The following is a 16,780-nucleotide window of genomic DNA, read 5'->3' as shown; positions in this document are numbered from 1 at the left end:
GGAACTACGAACCACTACATTTCACTCGGTGATGTCCTGCAGCCGTTCGATGCCCCGCAGGTAATCGAGGACCGCAAGTACCCTGCGGTGGTTCTCCCCGGTATTGGGGATCTGCAGTTTTCCGAGGATCGCGGTGACGTGCTTTTCCACGGCCCGTTCGGAGATGCCGAGGCGGTTGACGATTCCGCCGTTGGTGAGGCCGGTCGCCATGAGTTCGAGGACCTGGCGTTCACGGGGCGTCAGCAGATCCGTGGCCCGCTTCTCCCGCGGACTGCCGACGAACTGTTTGAAGATGTCGGAGTCCAGGACGGTCTCGCCGGCGCGGACCCGTTGCAGCGCGGAGAGGAACTCGTCGAAGTCGCCCACCCGCTGCTTGAGCAGGTACCCCGTCCCACCTCGGGCGTTGCGGACGAGTTCCTCGGCGTAGGTGTGCTCCACGTACTGGGACAGGAGCAGGACCGCGGTCCCCTCGCAGGAGCGCTGGATCTCGATGGCCGCCCGGATTCCCTCGTCGGTGTGGGTGGGCGGCATCCGGACGTCCAGGATCACCACGTGCGGCCGGGTGGTGCGCACCACGTCGAGCACATTCGTGGTGTCACCCATGGAAGCGACGACGTCAATTCCTTCGTCGGCCAGCAGCCTCGTTATTCCCGCTCGCAAGAGCGCGGAATCCTCGGCGATCGCGACGCGCATGGAAACTCCTGCTCGTGAGGACCAAGCCAGTTGACGGGCACGGGCCGTCCAATGGTGAACGTGAAGGGGGTGTGTCGTGTGGGGGGGCCCAGCATAGGCGCGAGGTGACAGAGAACGCTACGCCGATCACCCGCCGGGTCCTACTGCCGGGAGGTGATCGCCGCCACGCCGGCGTGCCGGAGCAGACGGCCGGTCGCGACGAGGGCGACCACCACGCCCACCACCGCGCAGGCCCCCGCCAGGCCCGCGAGCAGCGCCCACGGCACGCTCAGCGGGGCTTCACCGCCGAGGACGGTGAGCGCGCCGCGGTAGGAGCGGGCGCCGAGGGAGACGAGGACGGCGGCGATCCCCACGCCCGCGACGGTGGTGCCGAGGGTCTCCCACACGGCGGTGCGGCGCAGTTGACCGGTGCTGACGCCTATCATGCGCATCCCGGCGACCTCCCGGCCGCGCCTGCTGTAGGACATGACCAGGGTGCTCGCCACGGCGATGAGCGCGTACAGCGAGGCGGGCCCGGTCAGGACGAACAGGACCAGGCGGTTCAGCCGGTCCTGGCCGGTGGAGGCGTGGTCGAACCAGTGGGCGCTCTCGGTGACCTTGACCCGCTCGGGGCCCAGGCGCCGCGTCAGTTCGGCGGCGACCGCGCCGGCCGAGCCCGCGGCCTGCGGGTCGAGCAGGACGCTCGCCCGCTCGGGGGCGGCGGCCGCGCCCCCGGCGTCCGCCGCCGGGAGCAGCAGGTGCGGCACCGCGGACCCGCCGTCCAGGACGGCGGCCACCGTGGCCTTGACGGGCCGGCCGCCGAAGATGCCGTACGTCACCTCGCTGCCCGCGTGGCGCCCGTACCAGTCGGCGAACTCCTTGGACACCGCGACCGTTCCGGGGGCGAGCGTGCCCGCCTTCCCCTCGGTGACGGTGATGCGGTGGGTCCGGGTGAGGCTCGCCGGGTCGGCGACCGCCGCCTGGTCCTTCCACACCTCGATCGGGCCCGCGACCGCCACGTCGAGCGGGGCGGGCGCGGAGACGGCGGCCACCCGCGGGTCGGCGCGCAGCGCCGCCAGGTCCGCCGCGCTCAGCCCGCCGTCGCCCACGGGCTCGACGACCAACTGGGCGGTGGTACGGGCCCGGTCGTCCGCCTCGGTGGCGGCTCCGGCGGTGGACAGGACGGTGGTGAACACCCCGACGACGGCGGTGATCGCCAGGACCGGTCCCACCAGGGAGGCGGTGCGGCGGCGCGAGGTGGTGAGGGACGCGGCGGCCATCCGCCCGGCGACCGGATCGGCCCAGCGCAGCGGCAGCGAGAGCAGCCCCAGCAGGGCGGGCAGGTACACCGGGCCGAGCAGGGTCGCCGCGACGGCCAGCGCCATCGTGCCGAAGAGGGCCAGCGGGGTGGCCGCCTCGGCGCCGGCGCCGGGGGCGAGGACCACCATGACCGCTCCCCCCACCAGGAGCGCGGCGCCGCTCACCGCGCGCCCGCCGGTCATCGTCCGGGCATCCAGGTCGGCTTCGCGCAGGGCCTCGGTGGGCCGCACCCGGGCCGCCCGCTTCGAGGCGGCGTAGGCGCCTAGGACGGCGATGAGCAGACCGCTGCCGGCCGCGAACAGCAGGGGCCACAGCACCGGTCCCAAGTGCAGTTCGACCGGGGAGAGGCCGGTTCCGTTCAGGGCGTCCAGGACGGCGGGCGCGGCGACGGCCGCGGCGAGGCAGCCGGTCAGGGCGGCGGGCACGGCCACCGCGAGGGACTCGCCCAGCACCATCCGGCGCACCTGCGGGCCGCCCGCGCCGACCAGGCGCAGCAGGCCCATGTCCCGGCGGCGCAGCGCGATGCCGAAGGCGCAGGTGCCCGCGATGACGAAGACGGTGACGAAGGCCGAGACCACCCCGGCCATGGCCAGCACGCTCTGCACGCCGCCCATGTCGAGGGCGCCGCCGGAGAGGGTGCGGGCCTTGCCCGTGCCGTCGGTGAGGGTGACCGAGGGGAGGTCGGCGGCGGGGGCGGGCACCGACCAGGTGGCGGCCAGGGCGGCCGCCGAGACGCCGATGAGGGCCACGCCGAGGGCGAGCGCGACGAACGTACCGACGAACAGGGCCCAGTAGTGGCGCACGGACTGCACCGAGATGCGCCACATCAGCGTTCCCACACGCTCAGCTGGGCGGCGACCGCGTCGGCCGTCGGGTGGTCGAGGCGGCCGACGACCCGGCCGTCGGACAGGAAGATCACCCGGTCCGCGCAGGCGGCGGCCGCCGGGTCGTGGGTGACCATGGCGACGGTACGGCCGGCCCGGTCCACGATGTCGCGCAGCAGCGCCATGATCTGCCGGCCGGTCTGCCGGTCCAGGGAGCCGGTCGGCTCGTCGGCGAAGACGATCTCCGGTTCCGCGACCAGGGTGCGGGCGATCGCGACCCGCTGCTGCTGGCCTCCGGAGAGCTGGGCCGGCCGCCGGTCCGCCTTGTCCGCCAGCCCGACCTGCGCCAGGGCCTCCACGACGCGGGCCTTCCTGACCCGGCCGCCCTGGAGCCGCAGCGGCAGCGCCACGTTCTCGTAGGCGGTGAGCATGGGCAGCAGGTTGAACTGCTGGAAGACGAAGCCGATCCGGTCGCGCCGGACCCGGGTCAGCTCGCGCTCGCCGCAGGCGGCGAGGTCGGTGTCGCCGAGGAAGACCTGCCCGCTGTCGGGGGTGTCCAGGCCCGCCGCGCAGTGCAGGAGCGTGGTCTTGCCGGAGCCGGAGGGGCCCATCACCGCCGTCAGCGCCCGCTGCGGGAAGCCCACGCTGACCGCGTGCAGGACGGGGACGGGTCCCGCGGCGCTGGGGTAGCTCTTGGTCACGGAGGCCATGTGGACGGCGGGCAGCTGGGTATCGGTCAGCAGGGGCATGCGCCCAGTTCAGCAGGGTGGGACCGGCCCGCGCAGTGGGTCTGCGCGGAGACCTCGGGGTGGGGTTTCCCCTACCGCCGGCGGGTCCCGTGATCCCCTAGAGTCGAGCACGGACCATGATCCTTGGTCGCTGCGGACCGTGACGCTGGAGGCCCCCGCCATGACGACCGTCGCCGTCTGGGAGGCCCTGCGGCGGCGTCCCCTGCGCTACCTGGTGTCCCGCTGGCCGCTGCGCGCCGCCGCCTTCCTGCTCGGCGGCACGCCCTGGGGCTTCCTGGTGCTGCTCGGCTTCGCCCTGCTGCTGTTCGTGGGACTCGGGCTGTCCGTGCTCGGGGTCGGGCTGCTCGTGCTGCTGGGAGCCGCCGTCTTCGGGATCCCGGTCGCCGCCGCCGAGCGGCAGCGGCTGCGCCTGGTGGAGCCGGAGCCGCTGCTGGACCCGCACGGCTCGCTGCCGGGGACCGGCGCCCTGCCCTGGCTGCGGACCCGGCTGCGCGAACGGGCGACCTGGCGCGAGCTGGCGTACGTACCCCTCCTCGGCGTGGTTTTCACGGCGACCGGCATCGGGTTCACGGCCCTGCTCGGTCTGTCGCTGCTGCTGGTGGCGACCCCGGCGATCGTGTGGGCGATCGCCCCCGACCGGGTGATGCTGGGCCCCGGGCATGCCATCGAGGATCCGCTCGCCGCCCTGCCGGGGACCGCCGCCGGGCTGCTCGGGCTGGTCGTGGCGGCGTACGCGGGCGGGGCGCTGGCGGGTGCGCAGGTGTGGATCGCGCAGTTCCTGCTCTCCGCCCGCGAGGAGGACCTCGGCAACCGGGTCATCGAACTGACCCGCTCCCGGGCCCGGTTGGTGGACGCCTTCGAGGCGGAACGGCGCCGGATCGAGCGGGACCTGCACGACGGCGCCCAACAGCAGCTCGTGGCGCTGACCATGACCCTGGGGCTGGCCGAACTGGAGCTGCGCGGTGCCGAGTCGGCCGCGTCTCCTTTGATCGCCCGGGCCCGCGGCGAGGCCCGGCAGGCGCTGGAGCAGCTGCGCGGCCTGGTCCGCGGGATCCATCCGCAGGTGCTCACCGACCACGGGCTGGCCGCTGCCGTCGCCGAACTGGCGCTGCGCAACCCGATCCCGGTGAGCGTGGACATCGACCTGCCCGGGCGGCTGCCGTCCCCGGTGGAGACCGTGGCGTACTTCACCGTCACCGAGGCGCTGACCAACGCGTCCAAGCACAGCGGCGCGGACGCGGTCGCGGTGGTCGCACGGATGCACGGTGAGCGGCTGGTGCTGCTGATCACCGACGACGGGCGGGGCGGCGCCGATCCGCTCGCCGGGTCCGGTTTGCAAGGATTGGCGGACCGTGTGGCCATCGTGAAAGGCAGGCTCATCGTGACCAGTCCCGTCGGCGGACCGACCCAGCTCCGGGTGGAGGTGCCGTGCTCCGCCTAGTGCTCGCCGAGGATTCCGTCCTGCTGCGGGCGGGGCTGGTGGAACTGCTCTCCCGGGTCGGCCACGAGGTCGTCGCCGCCGTCGGCGATGCCGAGGAGCTCGCCCGCGCGGTGGACGCGGACCGGCCCGACGTCGTCATCACCGATGTGCGGATGCCGCCCGGCTTCCGCGACGAGGGGCTGAAGGCCGCCCTCGCCCTGCGCGCCCGCCACGCGGACCTGCCGGTGCTGGTGCTCTCGCAGTACGTGGCCACCGCGTACGCCACCCAGCTCTTCAGCGGCGCCTCCTCGGCCGAGGGGGGCCTGGGCTACCTCCTCAAGGACCGGGTCGGCGAGGTGTCGGAGTTCATGGACGCCCTGGACCGGGTCGCGCAGGGGCAGACCGTCATCGACCCCGAGGTGGTCCGGGTCCTGCTCCAGCAGCAGAGCGCGGACAGGCCGCTGGCCCGGCTGACCCCGCGCGAGCGGGAGGTGCTGGCGCTGATGGCCGAGGGCCTCAACAACCAGGCGATCGCCCAGCGGTTGACGGTGACCGAGGCCTCGGTGGTCAAGCACGCGGGGAACGTCTTCATGAAGCTGGACCTGGATCCGACGGAGGGCAACCGCCGGGTCCTGGCAGTACTGGCCCACCTGCGCGGCGAGGCGCCGACGGGCTGAGGGTTCCCGAGGCGCCCCGGCCACCGCACCCGACGCGCCGGACCCGACGCGATGGGCCTCACGCGGCGGGAGTCGCGCCGTCCCGGTCGGCAGGGGCGGCCAGGCCCCGGGCCACGGCGGGGGCCACCTGCACGGCAGGGGGCGCGAGGGGCGGCGGGGCGGGCTCCGCGCGCCGGAAACCGTTCGTCACCAGCAGCGTCAGCGCCCCGGCGAGCAGCCCCCAGAAGGCCGAGCCGATCCCCAGCAGCGTCACGCCGGAGGCGGTGGCCAGGAAGGTGACCACGGCGGCTTCGCGGTACTTCTCGTCCAGGAACGCGGCGGACAGCGAGTTGGCGATGGTGCCGAGCAGCCCGAGTCCGGCGATGCCGAGGACCAGCGCCGTCGGCAGCGCGGTCAGCAGGGAGCTGACCGTGCCGCCGAAGACGCCGACGCACAGGTAGAACAGCCCGGCCCAGACCCCGGCGAGGTACCGGCGGCCGGGATCCTCGTGGGCCTCGCGGCCGGTGCAGATCGCGGCCGTGATGGCGGCCAGGTTCAGGCCGAAGCAACCGAACGGCGCCAGCAGGAAGTTGACCGCGCCGGTCCAGCCGATCAGCGGGGACACCGGCACCCTGCCGTACCCGGCGCCGCGCAGCACCGCCACACCGGGCAGGTTCTGCGAGGCCATGGTCACCACGAACAGCGGCAGCGCCACGCTGACGATCACCTGCCAGGAGAACGCGGGCGCGGTGAACACGGGCTCGGCGAGGGCGAAGTGGACCAGTCCGGGCCGCAGCGAGCCCTGCCCGGCGGCGACGGCGACCCCGACGGCGAGCGCCAGGATGATCGCGTACCGGGGCAGCAGCCGACGGGCCAGCAGGTAGGTCGCGAAGAGCGCGAAGACGACGGCGAAGTGGCCGTCCATGCTGCGGAAGAGTCCGGTGCCGAACTGTACGAGCACGCCCGCCAGCAAGGCCGAGGCGAGTGGTACCGGGATCCGGCCCATGATCCGCTCGAACCATCCCGTGACCCCGCTGAGCACGATCAGGGCGGCCGAGACGAGGAAGGCGCCGACCGCCTGCGCCATGGTGACCCCCTGGAGCCCCGACACCAGCAGGGCGGCGCCCGGCGTGGACCAGGCCGTGATGACCGGCGCGCGGTGGCGCAGGGAGAGGCCGATGCAGGTGACGCCCATGCCGACGCCGAGGGCCAGCATCCAGGAGGTCACCTCCCGCGCGTCGGCGCCCGCCGCCCGGGCGGCGGTGAAGACGATCGCGGCGGAACTGGTGACGCCGACCAGGACCGCGATCAGTCCGGCGGTCACGGCGGACGCGGGGGCCGCCGTTCCTATCCTCGCGCCGAATCCGCGCCGCTCGCCGGGGTCGTCGCTCTCGTCGGGGGCGGTCCGCTGGGTGCTCATGAGCCAAGATCGCACACCGCGCTCCTCCCGGACCAGGTCTTTCCACCCGCCTGCCCGGGCGGCGGGTGGCCGCGGCGCGGGGGCCCGAAGGAACGGGTTCCACACCCCTATGCGTGATCTGTGACATGTGAAATATTACCTCCGCCCCCACCGAACTCCCAGAAAGGACAGCCACGTTGCGCAGACTCGTCGCGGCAGGAGCGGCGATAGCCCTCGCCCTCCTCGCCACTCCCGTGCTCTCCCCCACCGCGCTCGCCGCGGCCCCACCGCCCCCAGGGCAGCAGGTCACCCGCAGCGAGGAGGCGGCCTCGCCGCCGCCCGCGCCCCTCGAACTCCAGCGCCAGGCCCTGCGCCGCCAAGCCCTCGAAGACGTCGCGGCGGGCCCCGGCGGCGGCCCCGGCGCCCTGCGGGCCGAGGCGGACGGCACCCTCCCCCGCACCGCCAAGGTCGGCAGGCGCTACGTGGAACTGGCCCAGGAACGCAAGGACAAGGTGTTCGTGATCCTGGCCGAGTTCGGCGACCAGGTGGACAACACCACCCAGTACGAGGGCAAGCCGCGCTTCGGCGGCACGCCCGGTCCCCGGCACAACACCATCGACAAGCCCGGCGCGAGCGACAACCACACCTTGTGGCGCAAGGACTTCAGCCAGTCCTTCTACCAGCAGCAGTTCTTCTCCGACGCCCCCGGCACGGTGAGCCTGCGCTCCTACTACGACCTCCAGTCGTCCGGCCGCTACGACATGGACGGCCAGGTCAGCGCCTGGGTGAAGCTCCCCTGGAACGAAGCCCGCTACGGCACGGACAACTGCGCCGAGCCCGGCCAGTGCCGCACCAACTGGGACCTCGTCCGCGACGCCACCGACACCTGGTACAAGGGCGAGGTGGCCAAGGGCCGCACCCCGGCCCAGATCAAGGCGCAGCTGGCCGAGTACGACGTCTGGGACCGCTACGACGCCGACCACGACGGCAACTTCAACGAGCCGGACGGCTACCTGGACCACCTGGTCATCGTCCACGCGGGCAAGGACCAGACCTGGGGCGGCGGTGCGCAGGGCAAGGACGCCGTCTGGGCGCACCGCTGGTTCGCGTACTACGACCGGGCGGGCACCGCGGGCCCGGCGGGCAACAAGGCGGGCGGCACCCCGGTCGGCGACTCCGGGATCTGGGCCGGCGACTACCTGACCGGCGGCGAGAACAGCGGAGTGGGCCTGTTCGCCCACGAGTTCGGCCACGACCTCGGCCTGCCCGACCTGTACAGCTCGGACGGCGACAACAGCGTCAACTTCTGGTCGCTGATGTCCTCCGCCTCCTACCTCGGCAAGGGCCGCGGCACCACCGGCGCCTTCCCCGGCGACCTGGACGCCTGGAGCAAGCTCCAGTTGGGCTGGCTCGAATACACCGAGGCCGACGCGGGCCGCAGGACCAGGGCGGTCCTCGGGGTCTCCGGCTACAACACCGAGGATCCGCAGGCACTGCTGGTGCACCTGCCGCCGTCGGTGACGCGGACCGAGCTGGCCGATCCGTACGAGGGCACGTCCCAGTGGTGGAGCGGCACCGGGGACTTCATGGACAACACCCTCACCCGCACGGTCGACCTGACGGGGGTCCCGGCCGGCGCCCCCGCCCGGCTGGACGCGCGCGTCTGGTACGACGTGGAGCAGGACTTCGACTTCCTGACCGTGGAGGCCTCCACCGACGGCGGCGCCACCTGGGCGGCGCTGCCCGGCACGGTCGGCGGCGCCCCGATCCCGGCGAAGGGCATCTCCGGAACCTCGGGCGGCTGGGCGGCGCTCGGGGTGCCGCTGGACGCGTACGCGGGCAGGAGCGTCTCGCTGCGGCTGCGGGTCACCTCCGACAGCAACACCCACGGCAAGGGCGCGGCCTTCGACGAGCTGCGGATCACCGCGGACGGCCGGGAGCTGCTGCACGACGGCGCGGAGCAGGGCGACAACGGCTGGACCGCGCTCAAGTGGTCGCGCACCGAGGGCCGTACGGGCACCGCCCAGCACCCGCGCGCCTACGTGGTGGAGAACCGGCGCTACACCGGATTCGGCGAGTACCTCAGGACGGGCCCGTACAACTTCGGCCGGGGCGACGACTCGGTCGAGTTCTACCCCTACCAGCAGGGCGTGCTGATCTGGCTGTGGGACACCGCCTACAGCGACAACACCACCAAGGCGCACCCCGGCGGAGGACTGCTGCTGCCGGTCGACGCCCGGCCCGCGGCGCTGCGCTTCACCGACGGCTCCCTGGTCAACGCGCGGGCGCAGACCTTCGACGCGCCGTTCTCGCTGCGGCCGAGCGACCGGATCGTGCTGCACAAGGCCGGGGCCCCGCTGGTGGTGCCCGCGCGGCCGGGCGTGCCCGTCTTCGACGACCGGCACGGCCAGTACTGGAACGCCGACCTGCCGCAGGTCGGGGTGAAGGTGCCGGACACCGGGACCCGCATCGCGGTGGTGAAGGAGGCCGCGGGAGGGGCGCTGACCACCGTGCAGGTGAGCCCGGCCGGCTGAGCCGGCGCCGCTGAGGGATCACGGGATTCCCCGCTGCGGGACGGGTGCGGAACAGGCGGGTTTTCACGGGCAGCTGCCCCTGACCAGGGTGTCGGTTACCATCCGACCAACCTCAACACGCCTGTCTCGTCCCACAGTTGGCCCGCACTGCCAAGGAATCCCCGTGATCAGCTTCGAAAACGTCAGCGTGAAGTACGACGACGCGCCCCGCTCAGTGCTGCGGGACGTGAACCTGACCATCGGCGAAGGGGAGTTGTGCCTGGTCGTCGGGCGGACCGGTGCCGGCAAGTCCACCCTGCTGGGCGCGGTCAACGGCCTCGTCCCGCACTTCACCGGCGGCACCCTCTACGGACGGGTGACCGTCGGCGGCCGGGACACGGCCGAGCACCCGCCGCGCGAACTGGCCGACCTGGTGGGCGTGGTGGGCCAGGATCCGCTCGACGGCTTCGTCACCGACACCGTCGGGGAGGAGCTGGCCTACGCGGTGGAGCAACTCGGCGTGGACCCGGCGGTCCGGCGCAAGCGGATCGAGGAGACCCTCGAACTGCTCGACCTGACCGAGCTGCGCCACCGGCCGCTGCACGAGCTGTCCGGTGGCCAGCAGCAGCGCGTGGCCCTCGGCTCCGTGCTGACCGCGCACCCCCGGGTGCTGGTCCTGGACGAGCCGACCTCCGCCCTGGATCCGGCCTCGGCCGGCGAGGTGCTGGCGGCCGTGACCCGGCTGGTGCGGGACCTGGGCGTGACGGTGCTGCTCTCGGAGCACCGGCTGGAGCGGGTCGCCCAGTACGCGGACCGGGTCATCCACCTCCCCGGGGACGGGACCGTGGTCTGCGGGCCCCCGGCCGAGGTGTTCCGTACGTCGACGGTCGCGCCGCCCGTCGTGGAACTGGGCCGGCTCGCGGGCTGGGACCCCCTGCCGCTGTCGGCGCAGGCCGCCCGGCGGGTCGCCGCACCGCTACGGGCCCGGCTGGCGGGACGGACCCCCGCGCCGGTGCGTCCCGCCAGGACGGCGGACCCGGCCGCGGGGGCGGGCGGGACCGAGGCGCTGCGGGCGCGTGCGGTGACCGTGACCCACATGGGACTGCCCGCCGTGCGGGAGGTGGACCTGGTCCTGCGCGCGGGAGAGGTCACCGCGCTGATGGGTCCGAGCGGCTCCGGGAAGACCTCTCTGCTGTGCGCCCTGCACGGATCGGGGCCGCGGCGCTCCGGCACGGTGACGGTCCGGGGCGCAGGGGGTGCTCCGGGGATCGATCCGGGGGCGCTGCCGGCCGCGGAGGCCCGGCGCCTGGTGGGGATGGTCCCCCAGACGCCCACCGACCTGCTCAGTTGGGGGACCGTACGGCAGGAACTGGCCCAGGGCGACGCGGAGGGGGCCGGGTCCGGCGCCGGGCCCGCGCGGGAGCTGCTGGACCGGCTGGCCCCCGGCATCGACGACGCCATGCACCCCCGGGACCTCTCGGAGGGCCGGAAGCTGGCGCTCGTCCTCGCCGTCCGGCTGACCGCGGCGCCCGGGGTGGTGCTGCTGGACGAGCCGACGCGCGGCCTGGACCGCAGGGCCAAGACGGCGCTGATCCGGATCCTCGACGACCTGGCGGCGGCGGGCCGGGCGGTGCTGATCGCCACGCACGACGTGGAGTTCGCGGTACGGGCCGCCGACCGGGTGGTGATGATGGCGGAGGGCGAGGCCGTCGCGGAAGGAGCGGCCGCCGAGATCCTTGCGGCCTCGACGGTGTTCACCTCGCAGGTTGCCGAAATCCTGCCGTCGGTCGGCTGCCTGACGGTCGCTCAGGTGGCCGGATTGCTCAACGGGTCCTGACGGGGAGCCCGGCCGGGATGTCCCAGCCGGGCGCCCGGGGCCGGGAGGTCAGCCGCGCGGGACCACGGTCGCGAGGACGGCGGGCAGCGGGTACCAGTCCGCCGAGACCACGGAGGCGTGGTACTGCCCGGCGAGCAGGGCGACCCGGTCGCGGGCCTGGGCCTCGGTGGGGCGGGTCCCGTCGATGGCGGGGGCGACGCCCTGGGCATCGGTGGCGATCAGCAGGTAGTGGTTGCGGTCGTACCAGCCGGTGTCGACGGCGGGCGCGGTGTAGGCGCTCGCGTCCCCGTCGAAGACCACGAACCACGGGCGCAGGGAGGCGTCGGCGTAGCGGGCGCGGGGGTCACCCGCATCGGCCCGGTGCACGGCGGGGAAGGCGGCGGCCTGCCCGAGGCGCCCGGCGGCGGCGAGGTCGCGCAGGTGGGTGGCGTACTCGCGGTCGGTCCAGAGGGTGTCCGCGGAGTTGCCCTCCTCCACGGTGCCCGGGATCAGCTCGACCAGGAACTTCCCGGCGAGCGCGGCGCGGCTCGGCCAGGCTCCGGCGCGGGCGGCGCTGTCGAGGTCGGGGTGGCCCGCGGCCAGGTCGCCGGGGCGGTAGAGGGCGTCGCCGAGTCGGGCGCCCAGGAGCGCGTCGAGGTCGGCCGGGCCCCGGCCGAGGTTGGCGGCGAAGCCGTCCTTGAGTTCCATCTTCAGGATGACAGGGCGGTGGCCGGGGTGCGCGTCGTGCCAGCTGCGCAGATCCGCGAGGCAGCCCGCGAGGTTCTGGTTGCGGGACTTGGTGCGCAGCTGGGCCGGGGTGGTGGCGTTCTCGCAGTTGTTGTCGTTGCCGATCGGGTTGCTGTGGGATACCCGCCAGGAGCTGCCGAAGAAGTTGGTCCACACGTCGAGTTCGAGCATCGCCGCGCCCGAGTCCAACGCGTCCGCGAAATAGGGGTACTTGGCCTTCTCGTACGCGTTGTGCACGCCGACGCCGGTGGATCCGGCGAAGGACAGCCCCGCACCCTGCGCCGCCGCCCCGGCCGGGGCGGCCCCGGCGGGGACGGAGGCGAGCGCGAGGACTGCGGCCACGGCGACGGCGACGGCCGCGGCCGCCCGGTTGCGGGATCTCATGCTGGTGACTCCCCTATCGGTCCGGCCGACGCCGATGCGGCGGCAAGTCGGCTGGAGCGTAAGGGAGTTGGGTGAAGCAGGGGAAGACCGCAGGTGTCCCAGGGGCGCCCGCGAGGAGGGGCGATCGGGCCGGGCCGGCCCGGACGCCCGGGACGGTCAGCGCGCGAGAGCGGTGTAGGAGACGGAGGTGAGCTTCTCGGAGGCGGCCCAGAGCGCTTCGCCGGAGGCGTCGTCGAGGGTCCACTTCGCCCGCCAGGAGCGGACGGGCGCTCCGCGCCAGCCGAGCTTCGGCCCGATGAAGGCGTCCGGGCGCACGCCGGGCGCGGTGGCCGCGTACAGCGTGGGGAGCGCGCCCGCGGCGGCGGGCTGCGCGATGACGGCGTTCGCGAGCGCCATCACCCGCTCGGCGGCCTTGCGGCCCTCCTGCCGGGCGGCGGCGGTCTGCAGGTTGGTGTCCGCGTAACCGGGGTGGGCGGCGGCCGCGACGACATCCGACCCGGCGGCCGCGAGCCGCCGGGACAGCTCGTGCACGAAGAGCAGGTTCGCCGTCTTCGAACGGCCGTAGGCGACCCAGCGCCGATAGTGCCGCTCGCTGTTGAGGTCGGCGAGATCGATGTCGCCGAGGGCGTGGAAGCCGCTGGAGAGGGAGACGATCCGGGCGCCGGGCGTGCGCAGCAGATGCGGCAGGAGGAGGCCGGTGAGGGCGAAGTGGCCGAGGTGGTTCACGCCGAACTGGGTCTCGAACCCGTCGGCGGTCCGCCCGTACGGCAGGGCCATCACCCCGGCGTTGTTCACCAGCAGGTCGAGGGCCTCGCGCCCGGAGCCGTAGCGGGCGGCGAACTCCCGCACCGAGCGCAGGTCCGCGAGGTCCAGCGGACTGAACTCCACCATGACTGAAGCGACTTCACGCCGGAGCAGTGCCTCGGCGGCCCGCCCGCGGGCCTCGCTGCGGCAGGCCAGCACCACCCGTGCCCCGCGCCGGGCGAGTTCGCGGGCGGCGACGTAGCCGATGCCGCTGTTGGCTCCGGTGACCACGGCCGTGCGCCCGCTCTGGTCGGGGATGTCGTTCGCTGTCCAGCCCGGCATACCGGCTCCTCCACCGCACCACCGCGATTACCGACGGTAACCACATCGGCCCCCACCCTAGCGGCCCGGGGGGGGCCACGTACTCGCAGGGACGGGTCCGCGACGCGGCCCGTCGCGGGCCTTCGCCGTGGTCACCCCCGGTCCGGGCCGCCGGAAGCGGGCCAGTAGAGTGCGGTCCCACCCCCTTCCTCCGAGGTACCGCGCCATGAGCCCCCTGCCCCCCTCCCCCGCGACGGCCGGACCGGCCGTCACGGTCGTCGGCATCGGCGCGGACGGCTGGGCCGGGCTCACCGGCACCGCCCGGGCCGCCCTGACCGCCGCCGACGTGCTGATCGGCGGGCCGCGCCAGCTGGTGCTGCTGCCGGACACCGAGTGCGCGGGCGAGCGGGTGTCCTGGCCCAGCCCGCTGCGCCCCGCCGTGCCGCGGCTGCTGGCGGAGCACGCCGGGCGCCGGATCGCGGTGCTGGCGAGCGGGGACCCCATGTTCTACGGGATCGGCCGCGCCCTGGCGCAGGAACTGGGCGCGCAGGCCCTGCGGGTCCTGCCGCACCCCTCGTCCGTGTCCTACGCGTGCGCGCGGGCGGGCTGGCCGGTGGAGGACACCGAGGTGGTCACCACCGTGGGCCGGCCGGTCGCCCGGCTAGCCGCCGCCCTGCACGAGGGACGCCGCGTGCTGGTGCTCAGCGCGGGCGCGGGCACCCCGGGCGAGATCGCCGCTCTGCTGCGGGAGCGGGGCTTCGGCCCGAGCCGGATGCGGGTCATGGAACAGCTCGGATCCGCTGACGAGCGTACGTACGACGGCACGGCCGACCAGTGGGACCACGCGCCGGGCGACCCCCTGAACGTGGTGGCCGTCGACTGCCGCCGAGCGGCGGACGCGCAGCGCCTGGGCGCGGGCCCGGGTCTGCCTGACTCCGCCTACGAGCACGACGGCCAGCTCACCAAGCGCCACGTCCGGGCCGCGACCCTGGCCGCCCTGGCGCCCGCGCCCGGCGAACTGCTGTGGGACATCGGCGGCGGCTCCGGCTCCATCGGCATCGAGTGGATGCGCACCCACCCGTCGTGCCGCGCGGTGACGGTGGAGCGCGACCCGGAGCGGGCGGCGCGGATCACCCGTAACGCCGACGCCCTGGGCGTGCCCGCGCTGCACGTCGTCCTCGGCGCCGCACCGGCCGCCCTCGACGGACTCGCCGCGCCCGACGCGGTGTTCATCGGCGGCGGGCTGACCGCGCCGGGGCTGCTGGAGGCGGTGTGGTCGGCGCTGCCGGTGGGCGCGCGGCTGGTGGCCAACACGGTCACCCTGGAGTCGGAGGCACTGCTCGCGCGGTGGTACCGGCGCCACGGCGGCGACCTGGTCAAGCTCGCCGTCGCGCACGCGGTGGCGGTCGGCGGATTCACCGGCTGGCGCCAGGCGATGGCGGTCACCCAGTGGTCGGTGACCAAGACAGCGGAAGAACCGGCGGGCGAACCGGCGGCGCAGGAAACAGGAGAGGACCGCACATGACCGTGTACTTCATCGGAGCGGGCCCCGGCGCCGCCGACCTGATCACGGTGCGCGGCGCGCGCCGGCTGGCGGCCAGTCCGGTGTGCCTGTACGCGGGCAGCCTGGTCCCGCGCGAGCTGCTGGCCGAATGCCCGGCCGATGCCCGGCTGGTGGACACCTCGCAGCTCAACCTGGACGAGATCCTGGGCGAGTTCACCGCCGCGCACGCGGCCGGCCTGGACGTGGCACGGCTGCACTCCGGCGATCCGTCCGTCTTCAGCGCGGTCGCGGAGCAGATGCGGCGCCTCGACGCGGCCGGGATCCCGTACGAAGTAGTCCCGGGCGTACCGGCGTTCGCGGCGGCGGCCGCTGCGCTGAAGCGGGAGCTGACGGTGCCGACGGTGGGCCAGACGGTGATCCTGACCCGGATCGCCCAGCAGGCCACCCCGATGCCGGAGGGCGAGGACCTCGCCACCCTGGGCCGCAGCGGGGCGCTCCTGGTCCTGCACCTGGCCACGCGCTACGTCGACCGGGTGGTCGACGAACTCCTCCCGTACTACGGGGCGGACTGTCCCGTCGCGGTGGTGGCGATGGCCAGCCGCCCGGACGAACTGATCCTGCGCGGCACCCTGTCGGACATCGCGGACGCGGTGAAGTCCGCGGGCCTGGTCCGCACCGCGGTGATCATCGTGGGCCGCACCCTCTCCGCCGCCCAGTTCCCGGACAGCCACCTCTACTCCCCCACCCGCAACCGCCATGCCTGCTGACCAACAAGCCCAGCCAGCCCAGCCACACCCAGCCCGTCCGGCGCTTGAGGACCCGCCGGAGGCACCAGCACCCCGCACCGGACCGGCGGCAAGAACCACCCCCCGCCCCCACCACGCGCACCACGTGCTTATCCTCGGCGGCACCACCGAGGCCCGCCACCTGGCCGAAGCCCTCGCCGAGGACCTCGCCGAAGGCACGGCAACCCCCGAAACCCGGCGAACCCTCGTCACCACCTCCCTGGCCGGCCGCGTCACCCACCCCACCCTCCCCCCGGGCGCATCCCGCATCGGCGGCTTCGGCGGCCCCGAAGGCCTGGCCGACTGGCTGCGCAGCCACGCCGTGGACGCCGTCGTGGACGCCACGCACCCCTTCGCGGAGCGGATGAGCTTCAACGCGGCAGCGGCCTGCGCAGCCACCGGCACCCCCCTGCTGGCCCTGCGCCGCCCCGCCTGGACCCCGGCCCCCGGCGACGACTGGCACCACGTCCCCACCCTGGCCGCGGCCGCCGCCGCCCTCCCCGCCCTGGGGAGGCGCGCGTTCCTGACCACGGGCCGCACCGGCCTCGCCGCCTTCGCGCACCTGGACGCGACCTGGTTCCTGGTCCGCTCCGTGGACGCCCCCACCGCCCCGCTGCCCCGGCAGACCGAAGTCCTCCTGGACCGGGGCCCGTTCAGCCTCGAAGGCGAGCGCGCCCTGATCCGCGAGCACCGGATCGACGTACTGGTGACCAAGGCGAGCGGCGGCTCCGCGACGGCCCCCAAGCTGACGGCGGCCCGCGAGGCGGGCATCCCGGTGCTCGTGGTCGACCGCCCGCCGGTCCCGCAGGGCGTACCGGTCGCCGAGTCGGCCCGGGCGGCGGCGACCTGGGTGCGCGCACGCACCCGGGACGCCTGACCCGGACCCCGCCCGGGACCCGGGGCCGCCCGGAACCCCAGGGGCCCGC

Annotated in this window: 13 protein-coding genes; 7 read left to right on the top strand and 6 right to left on the bottom strand. The window is 74.4% G+C overall.

Going from position 1 to position 16,780, the window contains the following annotated elements:
- Positions 1-21: 21 nt before the first annotated feature.
- From ABZY31_RS07000 to ABZY31_RS06990, 3 genes are all read right to left on the bottom strand, one after another.
- Positions 22-693 carry a response regulator transcription factor gene (locus tag ABZY31_RS07000; RefSeq protein WP_356405630.1) on the bottom strand — a complete coding sequence of 224 codons (672 nt, stop codon included), beginning with the start codon at positions 691-693 and terminating at the stop codon, positions 22-24.
- Between the two features lie 140 nt (positions 694-833).
- Positions 834-2,819 carry an ABC transporter permease gene (locus tag ABZY31_RS06995; protein WP_356405628.1) on the bottom strand — a complete coding sequence of 662 codons (1,986 nt, stop codon included), beginning with the start codon at positions 2,817-2,819 and terminating at the stop codon, positions 834-836.
- The gene (locus tag ABZY31_RS06990; protein WP_356405626.1) at positions 2,819-3,565 is read right to left on the bottom strand and encodes an ABC transporter ATP-binding protein; all 747 of its coding nucleotides are present in this window, start codon (positions 3,563-3,565) and stop codon (positions 2,819-2,821) included. Before ABZY31_RS06990 ends, ABZY31_RS06995 begins: the two co-directional genes overlap by 1 nt.
- 160 nt (positions 3,566-3,725) lie before the next feature.
- On the opposite strand from ABZY31_RS06990, the gene ABZY31_RS06985 reads away from it, so the two are divergent.
- Together ABZY31_RS06985 and ABZY31_RS06980 are read left to right on the top strand one after the other, a co-directional pair.
- Positions 3,726-5,006, top strand: a complete 1,281-nt coding sequence (locus tag ABZY31_RS06985; RefSeq protein WP_356405624.1) for a sensor domain-containing protein — start codon at positions 3,726-3,728, stop codon at positions 5,004-5,006.
- Positions 4,994-5,662 (top strand): response regulator transcription factor, encoded by a 669-nt coding sequence (locus ABZY31_RS06980; protein WP_356405622.1) that lies wholly within the window; start codon positions 4,994-4,996, stop codon positions 5,660-5,662. Before ABZY31_RS06985 ends, ABZY31_RS06980 begins: the two co-directional genes overlap by 13 nt.
- 58 nt (positions 5,663-5,720) lie before the next feature.
- On the opposite strand, the gene ABZY31_RS06975 is transcribed toward ABZY31_RS06980, so the two are convergent.
- Positions 5,721-7,061, bottom strand: coding sequence for a benzoate/H(+) symporter BenE family transporter (locus tag ABZY31_RS06975; protein WP_356405620.1), 1,341 nt, complete (start codon positions 7,059-7,061; stop codon positions 5,721-5,723).
- Between the two features lie 176 nt (positions 7,062-7,237).
- On the opposite strand from ABZY31_RS06975, the gene ABZY31_RS06970 reads away from it, so the two are divergent.
- Both ABZY31_RS06970 and ABZY31_RS06965 read left to right on the top strand, forming a co-directional pair.
- On the top strand, positions 7,238-9,574 hold the full coding sequence (locus ABZY31_RS06970) for an immune inhibitor A domain-containing protein (RefSeq protein ID WP_356405618.1): 2,337 nt from the start codon (positions 7,238-7,240) through the stop codon (positions 9,572-9,574).
- Between the two features lie 163 nt (positions 9,575-9,737).
- Complete coding sequence (locus ABZY31_RS06965; RefSeq protein ID WP_356405617.1) at positions 9,738-11,390, top strand: ATP-binding cassette domain-containing protein; 1,653 nt, start codon at positions 9,738-9,740, stop codon at positions 11,388-11,390.
- Between the two features lie 48 nt (positions 11,391-11,438).
- Here the strand turns inward: ABZY31_RS06965 and ABZY31_RS06960 are convergent, their stop codons facing one another.
- Positions 11,439-12,500 (bottom strand): phosphatidylinositol-specific phospholipase C domain-containing protein, encoded by a 1,062-nt coding sequence (locus tag ABZY31_RS06960; RefSeq protein ID WP_356405615.1) that lies wholly within the window; start codon positions 12,498-12,500, stop codon positions 11,439-11,441.
- Between the two features lie 156 nt (positions 12,501-12,656).
- Positions 12,657-13,586, bottom strand: a complete 930-nt coding sequence (locus ABZY31_RS06955) for an oxidoreductase (RefSeq protein WP_356405613.1) — start codon at positions 13,584-13,586, stop codon at positions 12,657-12,659.
- Positions 13,587-13,791: 205 nt separating this feature from the next.
- Here ABZY31_RS06955 and cbiE point away from each other — a divergent pair, with 205 nt between their 5' ends.
- From cbiE to ABZY31_RS06940, 3 genes are all read left to right on the top strand, one after another.
- Positions 13,792-15,090, top strand: coding sequence for a precorrin-6y C5,15-methyltransferase (decarboxylating) subunit CbiE (gene cbiE, locus ABZY31_RS06950; RefSeq protein WP_356405611.1), 1,299 nt, complete (start codon positions 13,792-13,794; stop codon positions 15,088-15,090).
- A complete protein-coding gene (gene cobM / locus ABZY31_RS06945) occupies positions 15,087-15,836 on the top strand; it encodes a precorrin-4 C(11)-methyltransferase (RefSeq protein WP_356405609.1) in 750 nt (249 codons plus the stop codon). The genes cbiE and cobM overlap by 4 nt, the downstream gene beginning before the upstream one ends.
- Before the next feature lie 124 nt (positions 15,837-15,960).
- The gene (locus ABZY31_RS06940; RefSeq protein WP_356405607.1) at positions 15,961-16,731 is read left to right on the top strand and encodes a cobalt-precorrin-6A reductase; all 771 of its coding nucleotides are present in this window, start codon (positions 15,961-15,963) and stop codon (positions 16,729-16,731) included.
- Positions 16,732-16,780 lie beyond the last annotated feature (49 nt).

The organism is Streptomyces sp. NPDC006529 (assembly GCF_040611795.1).
In the GTDB taxonomy this organism is placed as follows: domain Bacteria; phylum Actinomycetota; class Actinomycetes; order Streptomycetales; family Streptomycetaceae; genus Streptomyces.
This window is presented reverse-complemented; position numbering and strand designations above follow the sequence as displayed.